Consider the following 14,486-nt stretch of genomic DNA (forward strand, 5'->3'; position numbering starts at 1 on the left):
CGTCAGGCGGTCCGCACGCGCACCTGCGCCTTGACCAGCACGGTGGTGCCCTCGTACGACACGGTGAGATCGATGCGGGCGGACTCCTCGTCGACCGCGCCGACCTTCGCGACCACGGTGACGTCGGCGCCGGACTCGGGGTCGACCACGACGGGCTTGGTGAACCGCACGCCGTACTCGAGGATGCGACCGGTGTCGCCGATCCACGACCCGACGGTGCCGACGGCCAGGCCCATCGTGAGCATGCCGTGCGCCAGGACTCCCGGCAGTCCGACAGCGGCGGCGACATCGTCGCGGTAGTGGATCGGGTTGAAGTCCCCGGAGGCGCCGGCGTAGCGCACGAGGGATTCGCGGGTCAGGTGGACCGTGCGCTCGGCGACGACGTCGCCCACGGCGAGCGCATCCATCGCCGGGCCCGTCGATGCAGCGCTCACTGGTCGCCCTCCCCCACGAGCAGCACGGAGGTCGCCGTCACGACGTGGTCCCCCGCGGCATCCGTGATCTCGGACTCGCTCGTGACCATCGACGCAGCGCCCATCGCGCGGATGCCGGTGACCGAGAGCTTCGCCGTCAGCGCGTCGCCCGCCACGATCGGCCTGGAGTAGCGGAACTTCTGCTCGGCATGCAGCACGTTCTTGAGGACGATGCCGGAGTCGGGCTCGCCCAGCAGCTGCTGGAGCGTGGCGTCGGTGACGACGATGGCGAACGTGGGAGGGGCGACGACGTCCTTGTAGCCCAGCGCCTGCGCGGCCGACGGGTCGATGTGCTGCGGGTCGTCGGCGAAGACGGCGCGCGCGAACTCGCGCACCTTCTCGCGACCCACGAGGTAGGGGGCCGTCGGCGGGAAGTCACGCTCGACGAGCTCGGGGTTCACTGGCACCAGGCCATCCTACCGAGCGGCTTCGGACCCCCCGGCCGGACGGGAGCGGCCCTTCCAGGCACGGATCGCCATCTGCACGGCGATCACGACGAGATACGCCGCGAAGAGGGCGTTCGCCACGACAGGGTCGATCAGCACCGCCGCCCACGCGCCGAGAGCCGTCGTCGTGCAGGCTGCGATGCCCACGATCGCCGCCGCCACCAGGTCGACGTTGCGGCGGCGGATGTTGCCGACGGTGCCCGACAGCGCGGTCGGGATCATCATGAGCAGCGAGGTGCCCTTGGCGACCAGATCGCTCGTTCCGAACAGCACCATGAGCGCCGGAACGACGATGATGCCGCCGCCGACGCCGATGAGACCCGAGAGGATGCCCGTGACGACCCCCAGCACGACCAGCGCGGCGCCGCTCAGCCACGTGAGGACGAGCTCGGCGTCGCGCGACGGGATCACGACGAAGAGGCTCACGATCACCGCGACCAGGAACCCGACGAACGCCGACCGCAGCACCGTGAGCGAGAGCCTGGGCAGGAGCCACGTGCCGATCTGGGCGCCGACCACCGCGCCGGCGGCGAGCAGCAGCGCGGCGATCCAGGCGACGGAGCCGTGGACGGCGTAGGAGATGACGCCCACCGTGGCGGTCGGGACGATCGCCGCCAGAGACGTCCCCGCGGCGAGGCGCTGGTCGAAGCGCAGCAGCATCACGAGGAACGGCACGATGACGGTTCCGCCGCCGACGCCGAAGAGGCCCGACAGCAGGCCCGCCAGCAGGCCGATCCCCACGCAGGTGAGGTAGAAGCGCGCGTCGCGCGGAGGACGGATCGCCTGCGCCGCGCTCATCCGCCGGCGACGTCGTCGACGAGCCAGGCGCCGCCGGAATCGACCACCGTGTACTCGTACACCGCGGAGCCCGGGGTGGGCTCGGCGTCCTCGCCGACCTCGGAGTAGCTCTCCGTCGTCGTCACGACGATCACGTCCGCGACGGTCTCGACGTCCGTCACCTCGATCTCGTACTCCTGGAGGGCCGCGTTGAAGGCGGCGGCCTGCTCCTGGAAGGCGGCGCAGTCGTCGAAGCCGTTCGCCGCCCGGAACTCCTCCGTCGTCGCCTCGGCGAGGGCGTCGCAGTCGCCCTGCTGATAGGCCTCGTCGAACAGCTCCACGGCGGCGACGGCCGAGCGCTCGTTATCGCTCTGCGCGGAGCCGCCGGACGTCGACGCCGAGAGGATCAGCAGCGGGATCAGCACGGCCGCCGCGATGACGACGCCGAGAAGCACGACGCCGAGCACCACCCACACGATCCAGAGCTTGGACCTGCGAGGTTCGGTGGCGGCGGTGAAGGCGCCGCCCGCAGGTGCACCGCCGGGGTACGGCGGCTGGGGCTGCCCCGCGTAGGGCGGCGTCGCCGCGGGCACGACCGCCTGGGCAGGCGCGCCGGCAGCATACCCAGGAGATGCGACGGATGCCGCCCCCGGGGCGGCCGCGGTCGCGGCGGGTGCGGCGGTGACGGGCTGAGCGGGCGCGTCAGGGCCGGCGGTCCCCGCGGTCGCAGCGGGCTCGCCGCCGCCGAAGCCCAGCTGCGCGGCCACGATCTCGGCCTCGGTCGGGGCCTCCGACGCCTCCGGGTCGGGCTGAGCGACATGCTCCGTCCACTGACTGCCGTCCCACCACCGCAGGGCGCCGTGGCCGTCGTCATACCATCCGGGAGGAGTCGCGCTCATGCTCAAACCCTATCCCCGCCACGGGCGAGGCGATGGGGGCGGATGCCGCGACCCATCGCCTCGCCCCGGCGTCAGCGTTCGAGGACGGCGCGGGCGCTGTGCTCGGGGCTCAGGTCGAGGCGGCGCAGCAGCTGGGCGTTGAGGGCCACCACGACCGTCGACAGCGACATCAGGAGGGCGCCGACCGACATCGGCAGCACGAAGCCGACGGGGGCGAGCACGCCGGCCGCCAGCGGCACCGAGAGGAGGTTGTACCCCGCCGCCCACCACAGGTTCTGCGACATCTTGCGGTAGCCGGCGCGCGACAGCTCGATCACCGAGAGCACCGAGCGCGGATCGCTCGAGGCGAGGATGACCCCCGCCGACCCGATGGCGACATCCGTGCCGGCGCCGATCGCGATGCCGACGTCCGCGCGGGCGAGCGCGGGAGCGTCGTTCACGCCGTCGCCGACCATCGCGACCTTCAGCCCCTCCGACTGCAGCTCGGCGACCTTGGCCGACTTGTCCTCGGGTCGCACACCCGCGAACACGCGACGGATGCCGAGGGCCTCGGCCACAGAACGCGCGACGGGCTCCGCATCCCCGGTGATCATGACGACCTCGACGCCCAGCGCGTGCAGCGCCTCGACGGCCTCGCGGGACTCCGGCCGGATCTCGTCGGCCAGCGCCAGCCCGCCGACGACCTCGCCGTCGCGGACCACGTGCAGCACGGTCGACCCCTGCTCCCGCCAGTCCTCCGCCGCCGTCACGTCCGCCGCGCCGATCTCCTCCAGCAGGCGAGGGCCGCCGACCCGCACGACCTGACCGCCGACGGTGGCGGTCACGCCGACCGCGGGCGAGGACTGGAAGTCGGCCGCCGTGGCCACCGCGAGTCCGCGCTCGTGCGCAGCCCGGACGATGGCGCGGGCGAGGGGGTGCTCGCTGTCGGCCTCGGCCGAGGCGGCGAGCGCCAGCACGGCGTCGGCGTCGATGTCGGCCACCGCCGCGACGTCGACCACCGTGGGCTCGCCCTTGGTGAGCGTGCCTGTCTTGTCGAAGAGCACCGCGTCGACCGTGCGCATGCTCTCCAGCGCGAGGCGGTCCTTCACCAGGACGCCGCCGCGGGCGGCGCGCTCGGTCGCGATCGAGACCACGAGGGGGATCGCCAGCCCGAGCGCGTGCGGGCACGCGATCACCAGCACGGTGATCGTCCGGACCACCGCCTCGTCCGGCATCCCGAACGCGGTCCACACGACGGCCGTGACCGCAGCGGCGCCGAGCGCGAACCAGAACAGCCATCCCGCGGCGCGGTCGGCCAGGCGCTGGGCGCGCGATGTCGAGTTCTGCGCCTCGGCGACCAGACGCTGGATGCCCGCGAGCGTGGTGTCGTCGCCGGTGGCGGTCACCTCGACGCGCAGCCCCGAATCCGTCGCGACGGTCCCTGCGGTGACCTGGTCGCCCCGCGAGCGCGCGACGGCCCGCGACTCGCCGGTGACCATCGACTCGTCCATGTCGGCGCGGCCGTCGACGATGCGGCCGTCGGCGGGGACGCGCCCGCCGGGGCGTACCACCACGACGTCGCCGACGGCCAGGTCGGCGGGCGGCACCGTCACGATGCGATCCCCCTCGACGCGCTCGGCCTCGTCGGGGAGAAGGGCTGCCAGCGAGTCCAGCGCCGACGTCGTCTGCGCGAGCGAGCGCATCTCGATCCAGTGGCCGAGCAGCATGATCACGATGAGGAGAGCCAGCTCCCACCAGAACTCGAGCTCGTGATGGAGAAGGCCGAGGCTCGCACCCCACGACGCGAAGAACGCGACGGTGATGGCGAGCCCGATGAGGAGCATCATCCCGGGCTTGCGGGCCCGCAGCTCCGAGACGGCTCCCGTGAGGAAGGGCCAGCCGCCCCAGAAGAACATGACAGTGCCGAGCATCGGTGAGATCCAGGACACGATCGGGGCGTCGGGAAGCGTGTAGCCGAGCAGCATGGCGAACATGCCCGAGAAGGCGACGACCGGGACGGCGAGGACCAGGTTGATCCAGAACAGCCGGCGGAAGCGCGCCACGTGGTCGGCCCCGTGCCCGGCGTGACCGCCGTGACCCGCGTGCGCGTCGTGAGCTTCGTGGGGCGACTCGCTGTGCACCGTATCGGTGTGGTCGTGTGCGACGGCGCCGGCGGCGGCGTCGTGGTGCGGATCGTTCACGGGATTCTCCTCACGAGCCTGTGCTTCCGTTATACCCCCATGGGGTATCACTCACAACGCCCCACGCACGCTGCTATTCCCGGAACGCGGAGAAGAGCCGATCACGGAAGGCGTCCATCCCCCACACCGGAGAGGTCGTCCCGGGTCGGAGCCCCGGCGTCCACTCCCACCCGGCGATCGCCTCCAGCACGGCAGGATCCTTCGCGATGATGCTGACCGGCACGTCGCGGCCGGCGCCTTCTCCGGTGACGATCGGCGCCGGCTGGTGATCGCCGAGCGCGATGAGCACCAGATCGCGGTCGTCCACGTTCTCGAGGAACGCGAGCATCGAGCCGAGGGCGTACTCGATGGATCTTCCGTAGTGCCGCTGAACCGTCTCGGCGTCCTCCCACACCTCGCCCGCCGAGGCGCTCCGCGACCGCTGAACGTGGTAGACGCTCCCGTCTCCGACGTGACCCCACGGCACGAGCTCCGGCAGCGGCGCCCACGGCGTGTGCGACGACACCAGGTCGACCTCCGCCATGACCGGCTGTGCGGAACCGGCGAGCTCGTGGTCGGCGAAATGCTTCCAGACATACTGGTCCGGGACGCGCGCATACCCGAAGGGCGGGCCGCGGTACCCGAGATCGGTGGCATCCCAGATCTCGTCGAAACGGTAGAAATCCTGGCCGACCGGCCACGGCTGGGTGTTCGACGGCACCACGCCGACGGTTCGCCAGCCCGCCTCGGCGAACGCCGCGCTCAGCGTGAGACGGTCGCTGCGCATCACCTCTGTGTAGGCGGTCTGCGAGTCGATCCACACGCCGCTCTGCAGCGTCGCGTGCGCCAGCCAGCTGACTCCCCCGGACGTCGGCGAGGTCAGCCACGCGCTCTCGGCGACGTACCCCTCTGCGGCCAGCGCACTCTCGCCTCGGCGCAGGGTGTCGTTCACTCCGGACGAGAAGCCGCCGCCTTCCAGCGCCACCCGCCCGTAGCTCTCGATGAACGCGATCACGACGTCCTTGCCCCGGAGAGCCCTGACGAGGCCGCCGGGCGCGGCATCGGCGTAGCGGTCGTCGGCGATCGCGCGCGCGACGGCTTCTCGGTCGTGCAGCGCGGTGACCGTCCGCGAGACGGCCGCGCCGACGGACCCGGTGGATGCCGCCGCCGCGACGGGGCCGGTGGCACCCAGCGGGATCGCAGCCGCCGCGAGCACGATCCAGACGCCGGTGACGGCCGCGAGGGCGCGGTGGCGTCGGTGGCTGTGGCCGGCTCCGACGGCATCGATGCGCAGTGCGGCCCACGCCAGCGCGCACGCCGCCGCGACGAGCACGGCCAGCGCCGCGCCCACCAGCGCACTCGCGGGCAGCGGGCCGATCGCGGCGGCCAGCACGCCGTAGGCGTCGCCGAGCTGCGGCCAGTCGAGCGGCACGAAGCGCGTCCCCAGCGCGACGTCGTATCCGCGATCGACAGCGGCCAGGACGACGGCCACGCACACGAACGTCCCGAACGCCGCGGCGAGCGCCACGCGGCCGGGACGCCACGGCACCACGGCGAGCAGCAGCAGGATCACGAGGGACTCGACGGGGATCCCCACGAGTCGGAGGGCCGAGCCGGTCGAGATCACGCCAGGCACGAGCGGCACGACGATCAGGAGCGTCAGCGCGGCGGCGGTCCTGAGGCGCCGGCGCGGCGCAGGGACGACTCGTCCGCTGACCGCGCCCACGTCAGCGCCGTTCGGCGGGCACCGTCTCGGTCGCGTTCCGGCGTGATGCGGCGCCGTCGCCGAGGCCGTCGCCGTCAAGGGCGCCGAATCGCTCCGACAGCGCATAGCGCAGGAGCACGACGTCGCCGATCCGGAACGTCTCGGCAAGCCGGGCACGCCGCGAGGCCGTCCACGGGAAGCGCCCGGCCCCGACCGCACGCGGAGCGCGGTCCTCGCCCACGAAGAACGGCGCGACGACGAGGTGGAACTCGTCGACGAGATCTGCGGTGAGGAACTGCGTCAGCACCTTGCCGCCGCCCTCGACCATGAGACTGCGCACCCCCCGGTCGCCCAGGTCGTCGAGCACGGCGGTCATGGTGACGCAGTCCTGGCCCGACCCGACGACCGTCGCCCGCTCCCCCAGCCGATCCCGGAGCGGCACCGCGACCTCGGCGGGGCAGTACACGATGCGCGGCGCGTCGCCGGTGGTGAAGAAGGCCGCATCGGCGGGGAGGTCTCCGCTCGCGGTGACGGTCACCTTCGTCGGCGATTCGGGCAGCCCGAGCGCCAGCCGCCGCGCGCGCCGAGCGGTGTCGCGCACCAGCAGGCGCGGATCGTCGCGGCGCACCGTCGAGGCCCCGACCATGATCGCGTCGCTCCGCGCGCGCACCTCGTCCACCCGGTCCAGGTCGGAGGCGTTCGACATCGCGAGACGCCGGGGCTCGGCGCTGTCGAGGTATCCGTCGATCGACATCGCGCAGCTGAGTGTGACGTACGGTCGCTCTCTCATGCGGATCTCCTGCACCCGATGATGCCCCTCCCGCGCGGGGAACGGAAGCGGTCCCGGCCCGCGAGGCCGGTTCCGCCGGCCCGGGGAGCCGCACTCAGCCCGGCCATGCGAGCAGATCCTCGTGCCCCACGACGACCCGGAGATCGCCGGCGTCGGCCTGCGCGCGGCGCCGGCGACGCAGCTCCCCGGCCGGGCCCGCGAGGTCGGGACGCTGCTCGATCGCCGCGTCGACCCAGCCGTCGAGCCACGCGGCGGCCAGGGCGCGGTCGTGAGCGCCCAGTCGCCACGGCGTCGGCATCGTCCTGATGCGCCAGTCGGCCGCGGCGAAACGCTCCGCGACGACGCGCACCGCGTCGGGGCCGAGCATGCGCCGCCCGTCCGCATCGCGCCGCTGATGGGCGTCGAACGCCGCGCCGATCGTGCGCTCCAGCGCGGCGTCCTCACCCGTGCGGGGCCGCAGCGCGGCCTCCCCGGTCACGCTGAGGCTGAACAGCGCCGGCACGCCCGCGGCGGTGCACGCGGCCACGATGTGCGCGGCCTCCTGCTCGGTGATCACGTCGAGGAGAGCGGATGCCGTCACCGCCGACGCCCCGTGGAACGCGTCGCGCGGCAGCTCCGCCAGATCCTCCACCACCCATTCCGCGGCGATCGGACGCCCGTCTCGGTCGGCGACCGACCGGAGGTCCGCGTGCGCGAGGATCCCCGCGTCACCGTCGCGCAGGGTCCAGCGCTGCGGACCGGGAAGCAGCGGCGCGAGCCAGCGCGCCATGGCGCCGGTTCCCGCGCCGAGGTCGTGCACGTCCACGGGTCCCGGTCCGACCAACCGGGCCAGCTCGCGCGCCAGCTCGGCGGAGCGGGCGGCGTCGTCGGCACGGGCGCGCAGCGCGAGCCATTCGGCCGTCGCCGTCGAGATGGAGCTCATGCCGACTCCAGGGCGGCGGCGACGCTCTCGATCGTGTCGTCCCATCGCGGCAGCGCGTCCCGCGCGGCGAGCGCCTCGCGGCGCAGCCGCGCGCGAAGGCCCGGATCGCTCATCCACGCGTGCAGGGCGGCGGCCAGCTCGACGGCGTCGCCGGGCCGGACCAGGACCGCGCCGCCGCCGGCGACGGTGTCGGGGATGCCGCCCGTCGCCGCGGCGACGACGGGAAGCCCGCGGCCTCGCGCCTCGCCCACGGCCATGCCCGCGCTCTCGACGCGCGACGGCGCGACGAGCACGGCGCTGCGCCGGTACATCTCGGCGAGTTCGTCGCCTGTGAGCACTCCGGTGAGCGTGACGCGGCCGCCGAGCGCCTGCGCCTCCCGCTGGATCCGCGAGGCGAATCGCGGGTACGGCTCGGCGGACCCGACGATCGCACACGACCAGTCTGCTTCGCGCAGGCGGGCGAGGGCTGCCAGCAGGGTGTCCTGACCCTTGTGCGGCGCAAGCACCCCCACGCAGAGGAACCGGTCGTCACCGTCCGGGACGCTCACCTCCGCCGCCACGACTCCGGGCGCGGCGACGGTGACGCGATCACGCGTCGAGAGCCCGCGGCCCACGAGCTGGTCGGCCGTCCAGCGGCTGGTCGCGATGACGCGGCGAGCGCTCTGCGCCGCACGCCGCTCCGCCGCGACGGTGTCGATGTCGGCGTCGGGGAACACCGCCGCCACCATGTGCATGAGGAGCACGAGCCGCACCCGCGGCGACGACGCCTCGACCTCCGCCGGCGCCCAGCACGCAGCCAGACCGTCGACCAGCACGAGCGCACCGTCGTCGGCTGTCCGCAGGGCGGACGCGACAGCGGCACCGTCGGATGCCTCCACCGTCGTCACCGCCCACCCGCGGCGGCGCAGGCCGTCGCGCACGTGCTGGTCGTAGACGTTCCCGCCGCTGACCCGGCCCGGGTCATCGATCCCGGCGGGGACGATGAACACGATGCCGGGTCGTGTCACACCGTCACCTCGTACGAGGCCCAGGCCACGTGCGACTCGTGGAGCGTCACCGTGATGCCGGTCAGCGCCGTGTCGCCCAGCGCGCCGTCGCGCGCCCGCCCCGCGAGGCGGTCGCCGATGATCTGGCAGAGGCGCTCCGTCGTCGTGTTGACGCCCCGCAGGTCGGGCTCGTCGTCGAGGTTGCGGTAGTTGAGCGATGCGACGATCTCACGCACCGCCTCCGCCGCCCGCCCCATGTCGACCACGACGCCGTCGTCGTCGAGCTCGGCGGCCCGGAACGTCGCGTCGACGAGGAACGTCGCCCCGTGCAGGCTCTGGGCGGGGCCGAACACCTCGCCCCGCAGGCTGTGCGCGACCATGAGGTGATCGCGGACGGTGACGCTGAAGCTCATGCCGCACTCCAATCGAAGGTGTGACAGAGCCCTCCCGCCGTGCCGTCCGCGAGCGCGGCCACGACCTCGGGGAACTGTCTCCACGAGGAGCTTGCACCCAGCAGCGCGTCGAAGGCAGGGTCTTGCAGCAGGCGGAGGGCGAGCGCTAGGCGATCCCGTGTCGTGCGCCGCGATCGCCTGCTCGACGCGACGGCCCCGACCTGGCTGGAGCGGATCGCCAGGCGCCGCGAGTGGAAGTCGGCCCCCAGCTCCAACGGCACGGGCCGGTCGCCGAACCAGCTGGCGACCACCACCTCCCCGTCGGCGGGGGCCGCGCGCAGGGCGAGCTGAAGCCCTTCGGCGCTGCCGCTGGACTCGATGACCACATCGGCCTCGCCGATCGGACCCTCCGCCGGCGCGAAGCGCACCCCCAGCGCATCGGCCACCGATCGCTTGGACTCGTCGACATCGACGACCGTGACGTCGGCGCCTGGGATGCCGCGCGCTACGCGCGCGATCGCACCGCCGATCATGCCGGCGCCGACGACCACGATCCGGTCACCGACGAGCGCCCGGGCATCCCACAGCACGTTGACCGCCGTCTCGACCGCACCCGCGAGCACCGCACGACGGGCCGGCACGCCTTCCGGAACGACCGCCAGGGCCTCGGCGGGTACGACGAACCGCGACTGATGCGGGTACAGCGCGAACACCGTCCGCCCGCGCACGTCCGGGGGTCCGTCCTCCACGACACCGACGTTGAGGTAGCCGTACTTCACGGGGAACGGGAAGTCGCCCTCCTGGAACGGGGCGCGCATGCGCTCCCGCTCCGTGACCGGGACCTGTCCTCGCGCGACGAGCGACTCGGTGCCCCGGCTGACCCCGGTCCACAAGGTTCGCACCGACGCCTCGCCGTCCGACCGCGGAGGCAGCGGCGCCGGCCGGAATTCCCCCGAGCCCGGAGCCACCGTCCACCAGGCGGTCGCAGCATCCCGCTCCTCCCGGTGAACCGCGGCGGGTGTCTTCGTCGTGTTCCCGGTGACCGCCATGATGGGAACACGGGGAGCGGATGCGAAAAGTTCAGTGGACGCCGTGGTGGTGGGCCGTGGGCGGCTGCGTGCTGCTCGTCCCGGTCGGCGTCGTCGTCCCCCTCCCGCCGCCGGCATGGGCAGCGGGCATCGGCTACCTCGTCGTGTCCACGCTGCTGCTGACCGTGGCGCTGCGCCGCCGCCGAGCCGAGCGGTTCGGGGCGGCCAACGCCGTCACCGCGACGCGGTCGATGCTCGTCGGAGTGGTGACCGCGATGGTGGTCGCGTCGTTCTGGGGCGAGGCATCCGCTGCCCTGTTCGTGTCGATCGTGGCGGTGGCTCTCGTTCTGGACGGCGTGGACGGCTACGTCGCCCGGCGCACCGGCAGCGAGAGCGAGCTGGGTGCGCGCTTCGACATGGAGGTCGACGCGTTCCTTCTGCTCGTGCTGAGCGTGTACGTCGCACCGTTCGTCGGCTGGTGGGTGCTGATCATCGGGCTGCTGCGGTACGGCTTCGTCGCCGCGGGCTGGGCCCTGCCTTTCATGCGCGCGACGCTGCCCCCGAGGTACTGGCGCAAGGTGGTGACGGCAGCGAGCGGCATCGCCCTCGCGGCCGTGGCGTCGCAGCTGCTGCCTCTCGGGGCGAACGTCCTCGTCGTCGTGACGGCACTGGCGCTCATGCTCGAGTCGTTCGGCCGCGACGTCGTCTGGCTCGTCCGGATGAACCCGGCGCGCCGCGAAATCGTGTCCCTGGAGAGGGCCGCCACCGCGTCGCCTCCGGAAGAGAGCGGGTAGGACGATGAGCCAGACCGGTCTGCGCGTGCTGTGGGTCATGCGCATCCTGAGCGCCCTCGCGCTCGTCGCCGCCGGCGGGATCCACCTCTACCTCGCGCTCAACGGGGTGGGCGGCATCCTCGGCGTGCTGTTCATCCTCAACTTCGTCGCCGGGCTGGTCCTGGCGATCGGGATGCTCGCGCTGCGCGGCCGGCTTCTGCAGCTCACGACCGTCCTCAGCCTGCTGTTCCTGATCGCCACCCTGCTCGCGCTGGTTCTCGCACTGACCGTGGGGCTCTTCGGCATCACGCAGGAGTGGGACTTCATGCTGGTCCCCGAGACGGTGATCGTGGAGTCGGTCGGCATCCTGATCCTCGCGGTCACGACGTTCCTGGTGTTCCGGGTGCCTCCAGCGGAGTCGGTGACGCGCCGGGCCCCGTGATCTCGCTCTCAGACGAGATACGCGTCGACGAGGAGGCTGCCGCGGATGCCGCGCAGCGCGTCGATGAGCGGATCGAGTCCACGCCGCGACCAGGCCGCCAGCTGCAGGTCGTGCGGGCCGAGCGGCTCGAGCTTGCCGGTGCGGATGCGCACGACCTCCCAGCCGGAGGCGCGGACCACGCGATCCTTGCGGCGATCGGCGTCTTCGCGCCCGCCGACGTGCTCCAGGCCGTGCCTGCCCACGGTGTCGTACTCGATAGCCACGCGCAGTTCGGGCAGGAGGATGTCGGGCCACACCTCGAGATGGTCGAAGAACGGCCGGGCGGCGCGGATGGCGTTCATGCCCTGGGAGACAGAGAGTCGTGAGAAGACGTCGGCGCGCAGCCGCGCCTCGACCGCGGACGCCGGCTTCGGGGCGCATGCGCTGGCGAACGGCTCCCCCACCGGCAGGTCGGGCGTCTTCGGGCAGAGCGTCCGCTCCCGCGTGCGCCGAGGCGGGCGCGCGGGGGTCGCGGCAGGGATGATGCGCGGCGGCCGGGCGAGGGTGGAGCAGTCCGGGCACCACGCCGACCGGCGCCGCTCGCGTCCGGGACGCGCGCGCTGCTCGGCGGGCGTGGCGGCGAACCGGTGCCCCGCCTCGCACTCCCACAGCAGCAGCACGTCGGCCGCGGGCGGGACCTGCGTCAGCGTGATGCCCGCGTTGAGCTCGGGGTGGTACTGCCGGATCAGCGCGGGGTAGGCCGCCCATTCCGTGCGGTACGTCCCCACCGGGTACGGCACGTCGAGGCCCTTCGAGAACTGGCGCCTCGCCCACCACAGCTCCACGCGCTCGGCCATGCGCGCACTCTACGAGGAGCCGCGGACACCGGCGCCGGGCCCGGCGGGCCGGACGAACAGGCGGGAACGGCGGCGCCCGGGTGCTGCGACTCGATGCGCAGCGATCCGTAAGCTGGACGTGTGCCGGACATCAGTCGAGACCCTCGCGGGACTGCCGCGACCGATCGGCTCAACTACACCGCCTATCGCCTGGCGCGCGCACTGAACCGCGCGGCGGAGAACACTGCGCTCGCGCAGGGCATCACACTCTCGCAGCTGCTGATCATGCAGGTGCTCGGAGAGGGCATGCCGCTTTCCAACGCCCAGATCGCCCGGCGCACGTTCGTGAGCTCGCAAGCGGCCCATGTCGTCTCCGCGGAGCTCCTGTCGTCCGGGCTCATCGAGAAGGTCGATCATCCGACGAACCGGCGCGTCCGGCTGGTGCGCCTCAGCGAGAGCGGATGGGCGCGGCTCGCCGAGTGCGAGCGGGAGATGCGGGAGCGAGAGGACCGGCTGGTGGCGGCGATCGGGCCCGATCTCGGTGAGACGCTGGCAGAGATCCTCGACCGCGCCGCCGACGCCCTCGCAGGTGGCTACTTCGGCGACAAGGACGCCGAGGCCGAGGCGGTCGCCCGTCGTCGCCGTCCGAGCAGCGGAGTCGGCATGACGCCCGCCTGACCGGCTGTCAGGACGAGCGCCTAGGACCGAGCCGGGCTCGCACGAAGACCGCGCAGGCAAGCGCGGCAGTCCCGCCGATCGCGAGCGCCGCCGGTCCGCCGCGCTCATCGATCACCCAGCCCATCAGCAGGGCGCCGAACGGCACCACGCCGTAGTTCCCGAGCGTCACCAGCGACATCGTGCGGCCGATCTGCTCGGGCGGCACGCTCACCTGCGCCGCGGCGTTGAGGACGCCGTGGTAGTACCCCACGCCGAGTCCCAGCAGCGGTCCGAGCGCGAGGAAGACCGGCAGCGCCGGCGCCAGGGCTGTCGCGAGGAGGGAGAGTCCGAGTCCGGCGCAGGCGGCGATGAGCGAGCGCACCGACACACTCGCGCGCGACGCGGCCAGCATACCGCCCAGGATCGCACCGATGGCGTTCAGCGTGTGCGCGACTCCGACGGCGGTCGCATCGCCGCCGAAGGTGAGGGCGACGGTGGACGTCAGCGTCAGCATCAGGTTGAGGGCGAGGAGCGCGACGACCGCATTCACGATGAGCAGCGTGACGAGGGGCCGGTCCTCGCGCACACGGTACCGCCGGTCCGCGGCTCGGAGCCGGCTCGCACGACGATGCAGTTGCTCGGGGCGGATCACGGCGATCGAGAGGAAGACCAGCAGGAACGACAGGGCGTTGACGAGCATGCACACGGTCGGCCCCGCCACCTGGAACACGACACCCGCGAGCCCCGGGCCGATCGACCGGGCCGAGGCGAGCGCGATGGTGCTCAGTGAGACCGCTCGGCTGAGCTCGCCCGGCCCGACCAGCTCGAAGATGATCGCCTGCGCCGCGATGCGATCGAAGGCGTGCACCGCGCCGAGCGCCGCGATCAGCGCGTAGAGCACCCCGACAGGAGCATCCGGGGCGAGCGTCGCCACTCCGAGACCCGTGACGATGACCGCGGACAGCAGCGACGTGATCAGGAGGATCGTCCGGGGCCGCACGCGATCGGCCACCCGGCCGGCCGGCACGCTGAGCAGCAGCAGCGGCAGGAACTGCGCGACGGTCACGCCGCTGAGGGCGCGGGCGCTTCCGGTCGCCTCGAGGATCACGAGCGAGAGCGCGAGATTTTGGAACCACGTCCCGGTGTTCGAGACGACCTGCCCGCCGAAGTAGAGCGAGAAGCGCCGGTTCGCGAACGGCTCGAACACTCCCCCGCGGATCAC

The 14,486-nt window shown here is 72.9% G+C and carries 16 protein-coding genes; 3 read left to right on the forward strand and 13 right to left on the reverse strand.

Features of this window, described 5'->3' with window-relative positions; translation table 11 throughout:
• Positions 1-2: 2 nt before the first annotated feature.
• From ACWGUG_RS10520 to ACWGUG_RS10570, 11 genes are all read right to left on the reverse strand, one after another.
• The gene (locus ACWGUG_RS10520) at positions 3-407 is read right to left on the reverse strand and encodes a MaoC/PaaZ C-terminal domain-containing protein (RefSeq protein WP_336395061.1); all 405 of its coding nucleotides are present in this window, start codon (positions 405-407) and stop codon (positions 3-5) included.
• 23 nt (positions 408-430) lie between these two features.
• Positions 431-880, reverse strand: a complete 450-nt coding sequence (locus tag ACWGUG_RS10525; RefSeq protein ID WP_336394842.1) for an FAS1-like dehydratase domain-containing protein — start codon at positions 878-880, stop codon at positions 431-433.
• A gap of 9 nt (positions 881-889) precedes the next feature.
• A complete protein-coding gene (locus tag ACWGUG_RS10530) occupies positions 890-1,717 on the reverse strand; it encodes a sulfite exporter TauE/SafE family protein (protein ID WP_378883412.1) in 828 nt (275 codons plus the stop codon).
• Positions 1,714-2,595 carry a DUF2510 domain-containing protein gene (locus tag ACWGUG_RS10535; protein WP_452324632.1) on the reverse strand — a complete coding sequence of 294 codons (882 nt, stop codon included), beginning with the start codon at positions 2,593-2,595 and terminating at the stop codon, positions 1,714-1,716. The genes ACWGUG_RS10530 and ACWGUG_RS10535 overlap by 4 nt, the downstream gene beginning before the upstream one ends.
• Before the next feature lie 71 nt (positions 2,596-2,666).
• Positions 2,667-4,775, reverse strand: coding sequence for a heavy metal translocating P-type ATPase (locus tag ACWGUG_RS10540; protein ID WP_452324633.1), 2,109 nt, complete (start codon positions 4,773-4,775; stop codon positions 2,667-2,669).
• Between the two features lie 73 nt (positions 4,776-4,848).
• Positions 4,849-6,480: a CDP-alcohol phosphatidyltransferase gene (locus ACWGUG_RS10545; RefSeq protein ID WP_452324634.1), complete on the reverse strand. Its 1,632-nt coding sequence runs from the start codon at positions 6,478-6,480 to the stop codon at positions 4,849-4,851.
• Between the two features lies 1 nt (position 6,481).
• Positions 6,482-7,249, reverse strand: coding sequence for a RibD family protein (locus tag ACWGUG_RS10550; protein ID WP_378883426.1), 768 nt, complete (start codon positions 7,247-7,249; stop codon positions 6,482-6,484).
• Between the two features lie 94 nt (positions 7,250-7,343).
• On the reverse strand, positions 7,344-8,171 hold the full coding sequence (locus ACWGUG_RS10555) for an SAM-dependent methyltransferase (RefSeq protein ID WP_452324635.1): 828 nt from the start codon (positions 8,169-8,171) through the stop codon (positions 7,344-7,346).
• On the reverse strand, positions 8,168-9,178 hold the full coding sequence (locus ACWGUG_RS10560; protein ID WP_452324636.1) for a glycosyltransferase family 4 protein: 1,011 nt from the start codon (positions 9,176-9,178) through the stop codon (positions 8,168-8,170). Before ACWGUG_RS10560 ends, ACWGUG_RS10555 begins: the two co-directional genes overlap by 4 nt.
• Complete coding sequence (locus ACWGUG_RS10565) at positions 9,175-9,570, reverse strand: 6-pyruvoyl trahydropterin synthase family protein (RefSeq protein WP_452324637.1); 396 nt, start codon at positions 9,568-9,570, stop codon at positions 9,175-9,177. The genes ACWGUG_RS10560 and ACWGUG_RS10565 overlap by 4 nt, the downstream gene beginning before the upstream one ends.
• Complete coding sequence (locus tag ACWGUG_RS10570) at positions 9,567-10,451, reverse strand: zinc-dependent alcohol dehydrogenase (RefSeq protein WP_452324638.1); 885 nt, start codon at positions 10,449-10,451, stop codon at positions 9,567-9,569. The genes ACWGUG_RS10565 and ACWGUG_RS10570 overlap by 4 nt, the downstream gene beginning before the upstream one ends.
• Before the next feature lie 167 nt (positions 10,452-10,618).
• Here ACWGUG_RS10570 and ACWGUG_RS10575 point away from each other — a divergent pair, with 167 nt between their 5' ends.
• Positions 10,619-11,371: a CDP-alcohol phosphatidyltransferase family protein gene (locus ACWGUG_RS10575; RefSeq protein WP_336394832.1), complete on the forward strand. Its 753-nt coding sequence runs from the start codon at positions 10,619-10,621 to the stop codon at positions 11,369-11,371.
• A gap of 4 nt (positions 11,372-11,375) precedes the next feature.
• Positions 11,376-11,792: a hypothetical protein gene (locus ACWGUG_RS10580; RefSeq protein ID WP_378883438.1), complete on the forward strand. Its 417-nt coding sequence runs from the start codon at positions 11,376-11,378 to the stop codon at positions 11,790-11,792.
• Between the two features lie 8 nt (positions 11,793-11,800).
• On the opposite strand, the gene ACWGUG_RS10585 is transcribed toward ACWGUG_RS10580, so the two are convergent.
• Positions 11,801-12,628: a zinc-ribbon domain-containing protein gene (locus ACWGUG_RS10585; protein ID WP_452324639.1), complete on the reverse strand. Its 828-nt coding sequence runs from the start codon at positions 12,626-12,628 to the stop codon at positions 11,801-11,803.
• Positions 12,629-12,748: 120 nt separating this feature from the next.
• Between ACWGUG_RS10585 and ACWGUG_RS10590 the strand changes: the two genes are divergently transcribed.
• Complete coding sequence (locus tag ACWGUG_RS10590) at positions 12,749-13,285, forward strand: MarR family winged helix-turn-helix transcriptional regulator (RefSeq protein ID WP_452324640.1); 537 nt, start codon at positions 12,749-12,751, stop codon at positions 13,283-13,285.
• Positions 13,286-13,292: 7 nt separating this feature from the next.
• Here the strand turns inward: ACWGUG_RS10590 and ACWGUG_RS10595 are convergent, their stop codons facing one another.
• Positions 13,293-14,486 carry an MFS transporter gene (locus ACWGUG_RS10595; RefSeq protein ID WP_452324641.1) on the reverse strand — a complete coding sequence of 398 codons (1,194 nt, stop codon included), beginning with the start codon at positions 14,484-14,486 and terminating at the stop codon, positions 13,293-13,295.

It is taken from the genome of Microbacterium sp. NPDC055455 (genome assembly GCF_053619935.1).

What these genes read in the sequence shown, in the direction of transcription:
- ACWGUG_RS10520 (WP_336395061.1), bottom strand. Translation starts at nt 407, where the DNA reads ATGGATGCGCTCGCCGTGGGCGACGTCGTCGCCGAGCGCACGGTCCAC.
- ACWGUG_RS10530 (WP_378883412.1), bottom strand. Translation starts at nt 1,717, where the DNA reads ATGAGCGCGGCGCAGGCGATCCGTCCTCCGCGCGACGCGCGCTTCTAC.
- ACWGUG_RS10535 (WP_452324632.1), bottom strand. Translation starts at nt 2,595, where the DNA reads ATGAGCGCGACTCCTCCCGGATGGTATGACGACGGCCACGGCGCCCTG.
- ACWGUG_RS10550 (WP_378883426.1), bottom strand. Translation starts at nt 7,249, where the DNA reads ATGAGAGAGCGACCGTACGTCACACTCAGCTGCGCGATGTCGATCGAC.
- ACWGUG_RS10555 (WP_452324635.1), bottom strand. Translation starts at nt 8,171, where the DNA reads ATGAGCTCCATCTCGACGGCGACGGCCGAATGGCTCGCGCTGCGCGCC.
- ACWGUG_RS10565 (WP_452324637.1), bottom strand. Translation starts at nt 9,570, where the DNA reads ATGAGCTTCAGCGTCACCGTCCGCGATCACCTCATGGTCGCGCACAGC.
- ACWGUG_RS10575 (WP_336394832.1), top strand. Translation starts at nt 10,619, where the DNA reads ATGCGAAAAGTTCAGTGGACGCCGTGGTGGTGGGCCGTGGGCGGCTGC.
- ACWGUG_RS10580 (WP_378883438.1), top strand. Translation starts at nt 11,376, where the DNA reads ATGAGCCAGACCGGTCTGCGCGTGCTGTGGGTCATGCGCATCCTGAGC.
- ACWGUG_RS10585 (WP_452324639.1), bottom strand. Translation starts at nt 12,628, where the DNA reads ATGGCCGAGCGCGTGGAGCTGTGGTGGGCGAGGCGCCAGTTCTCGAAG.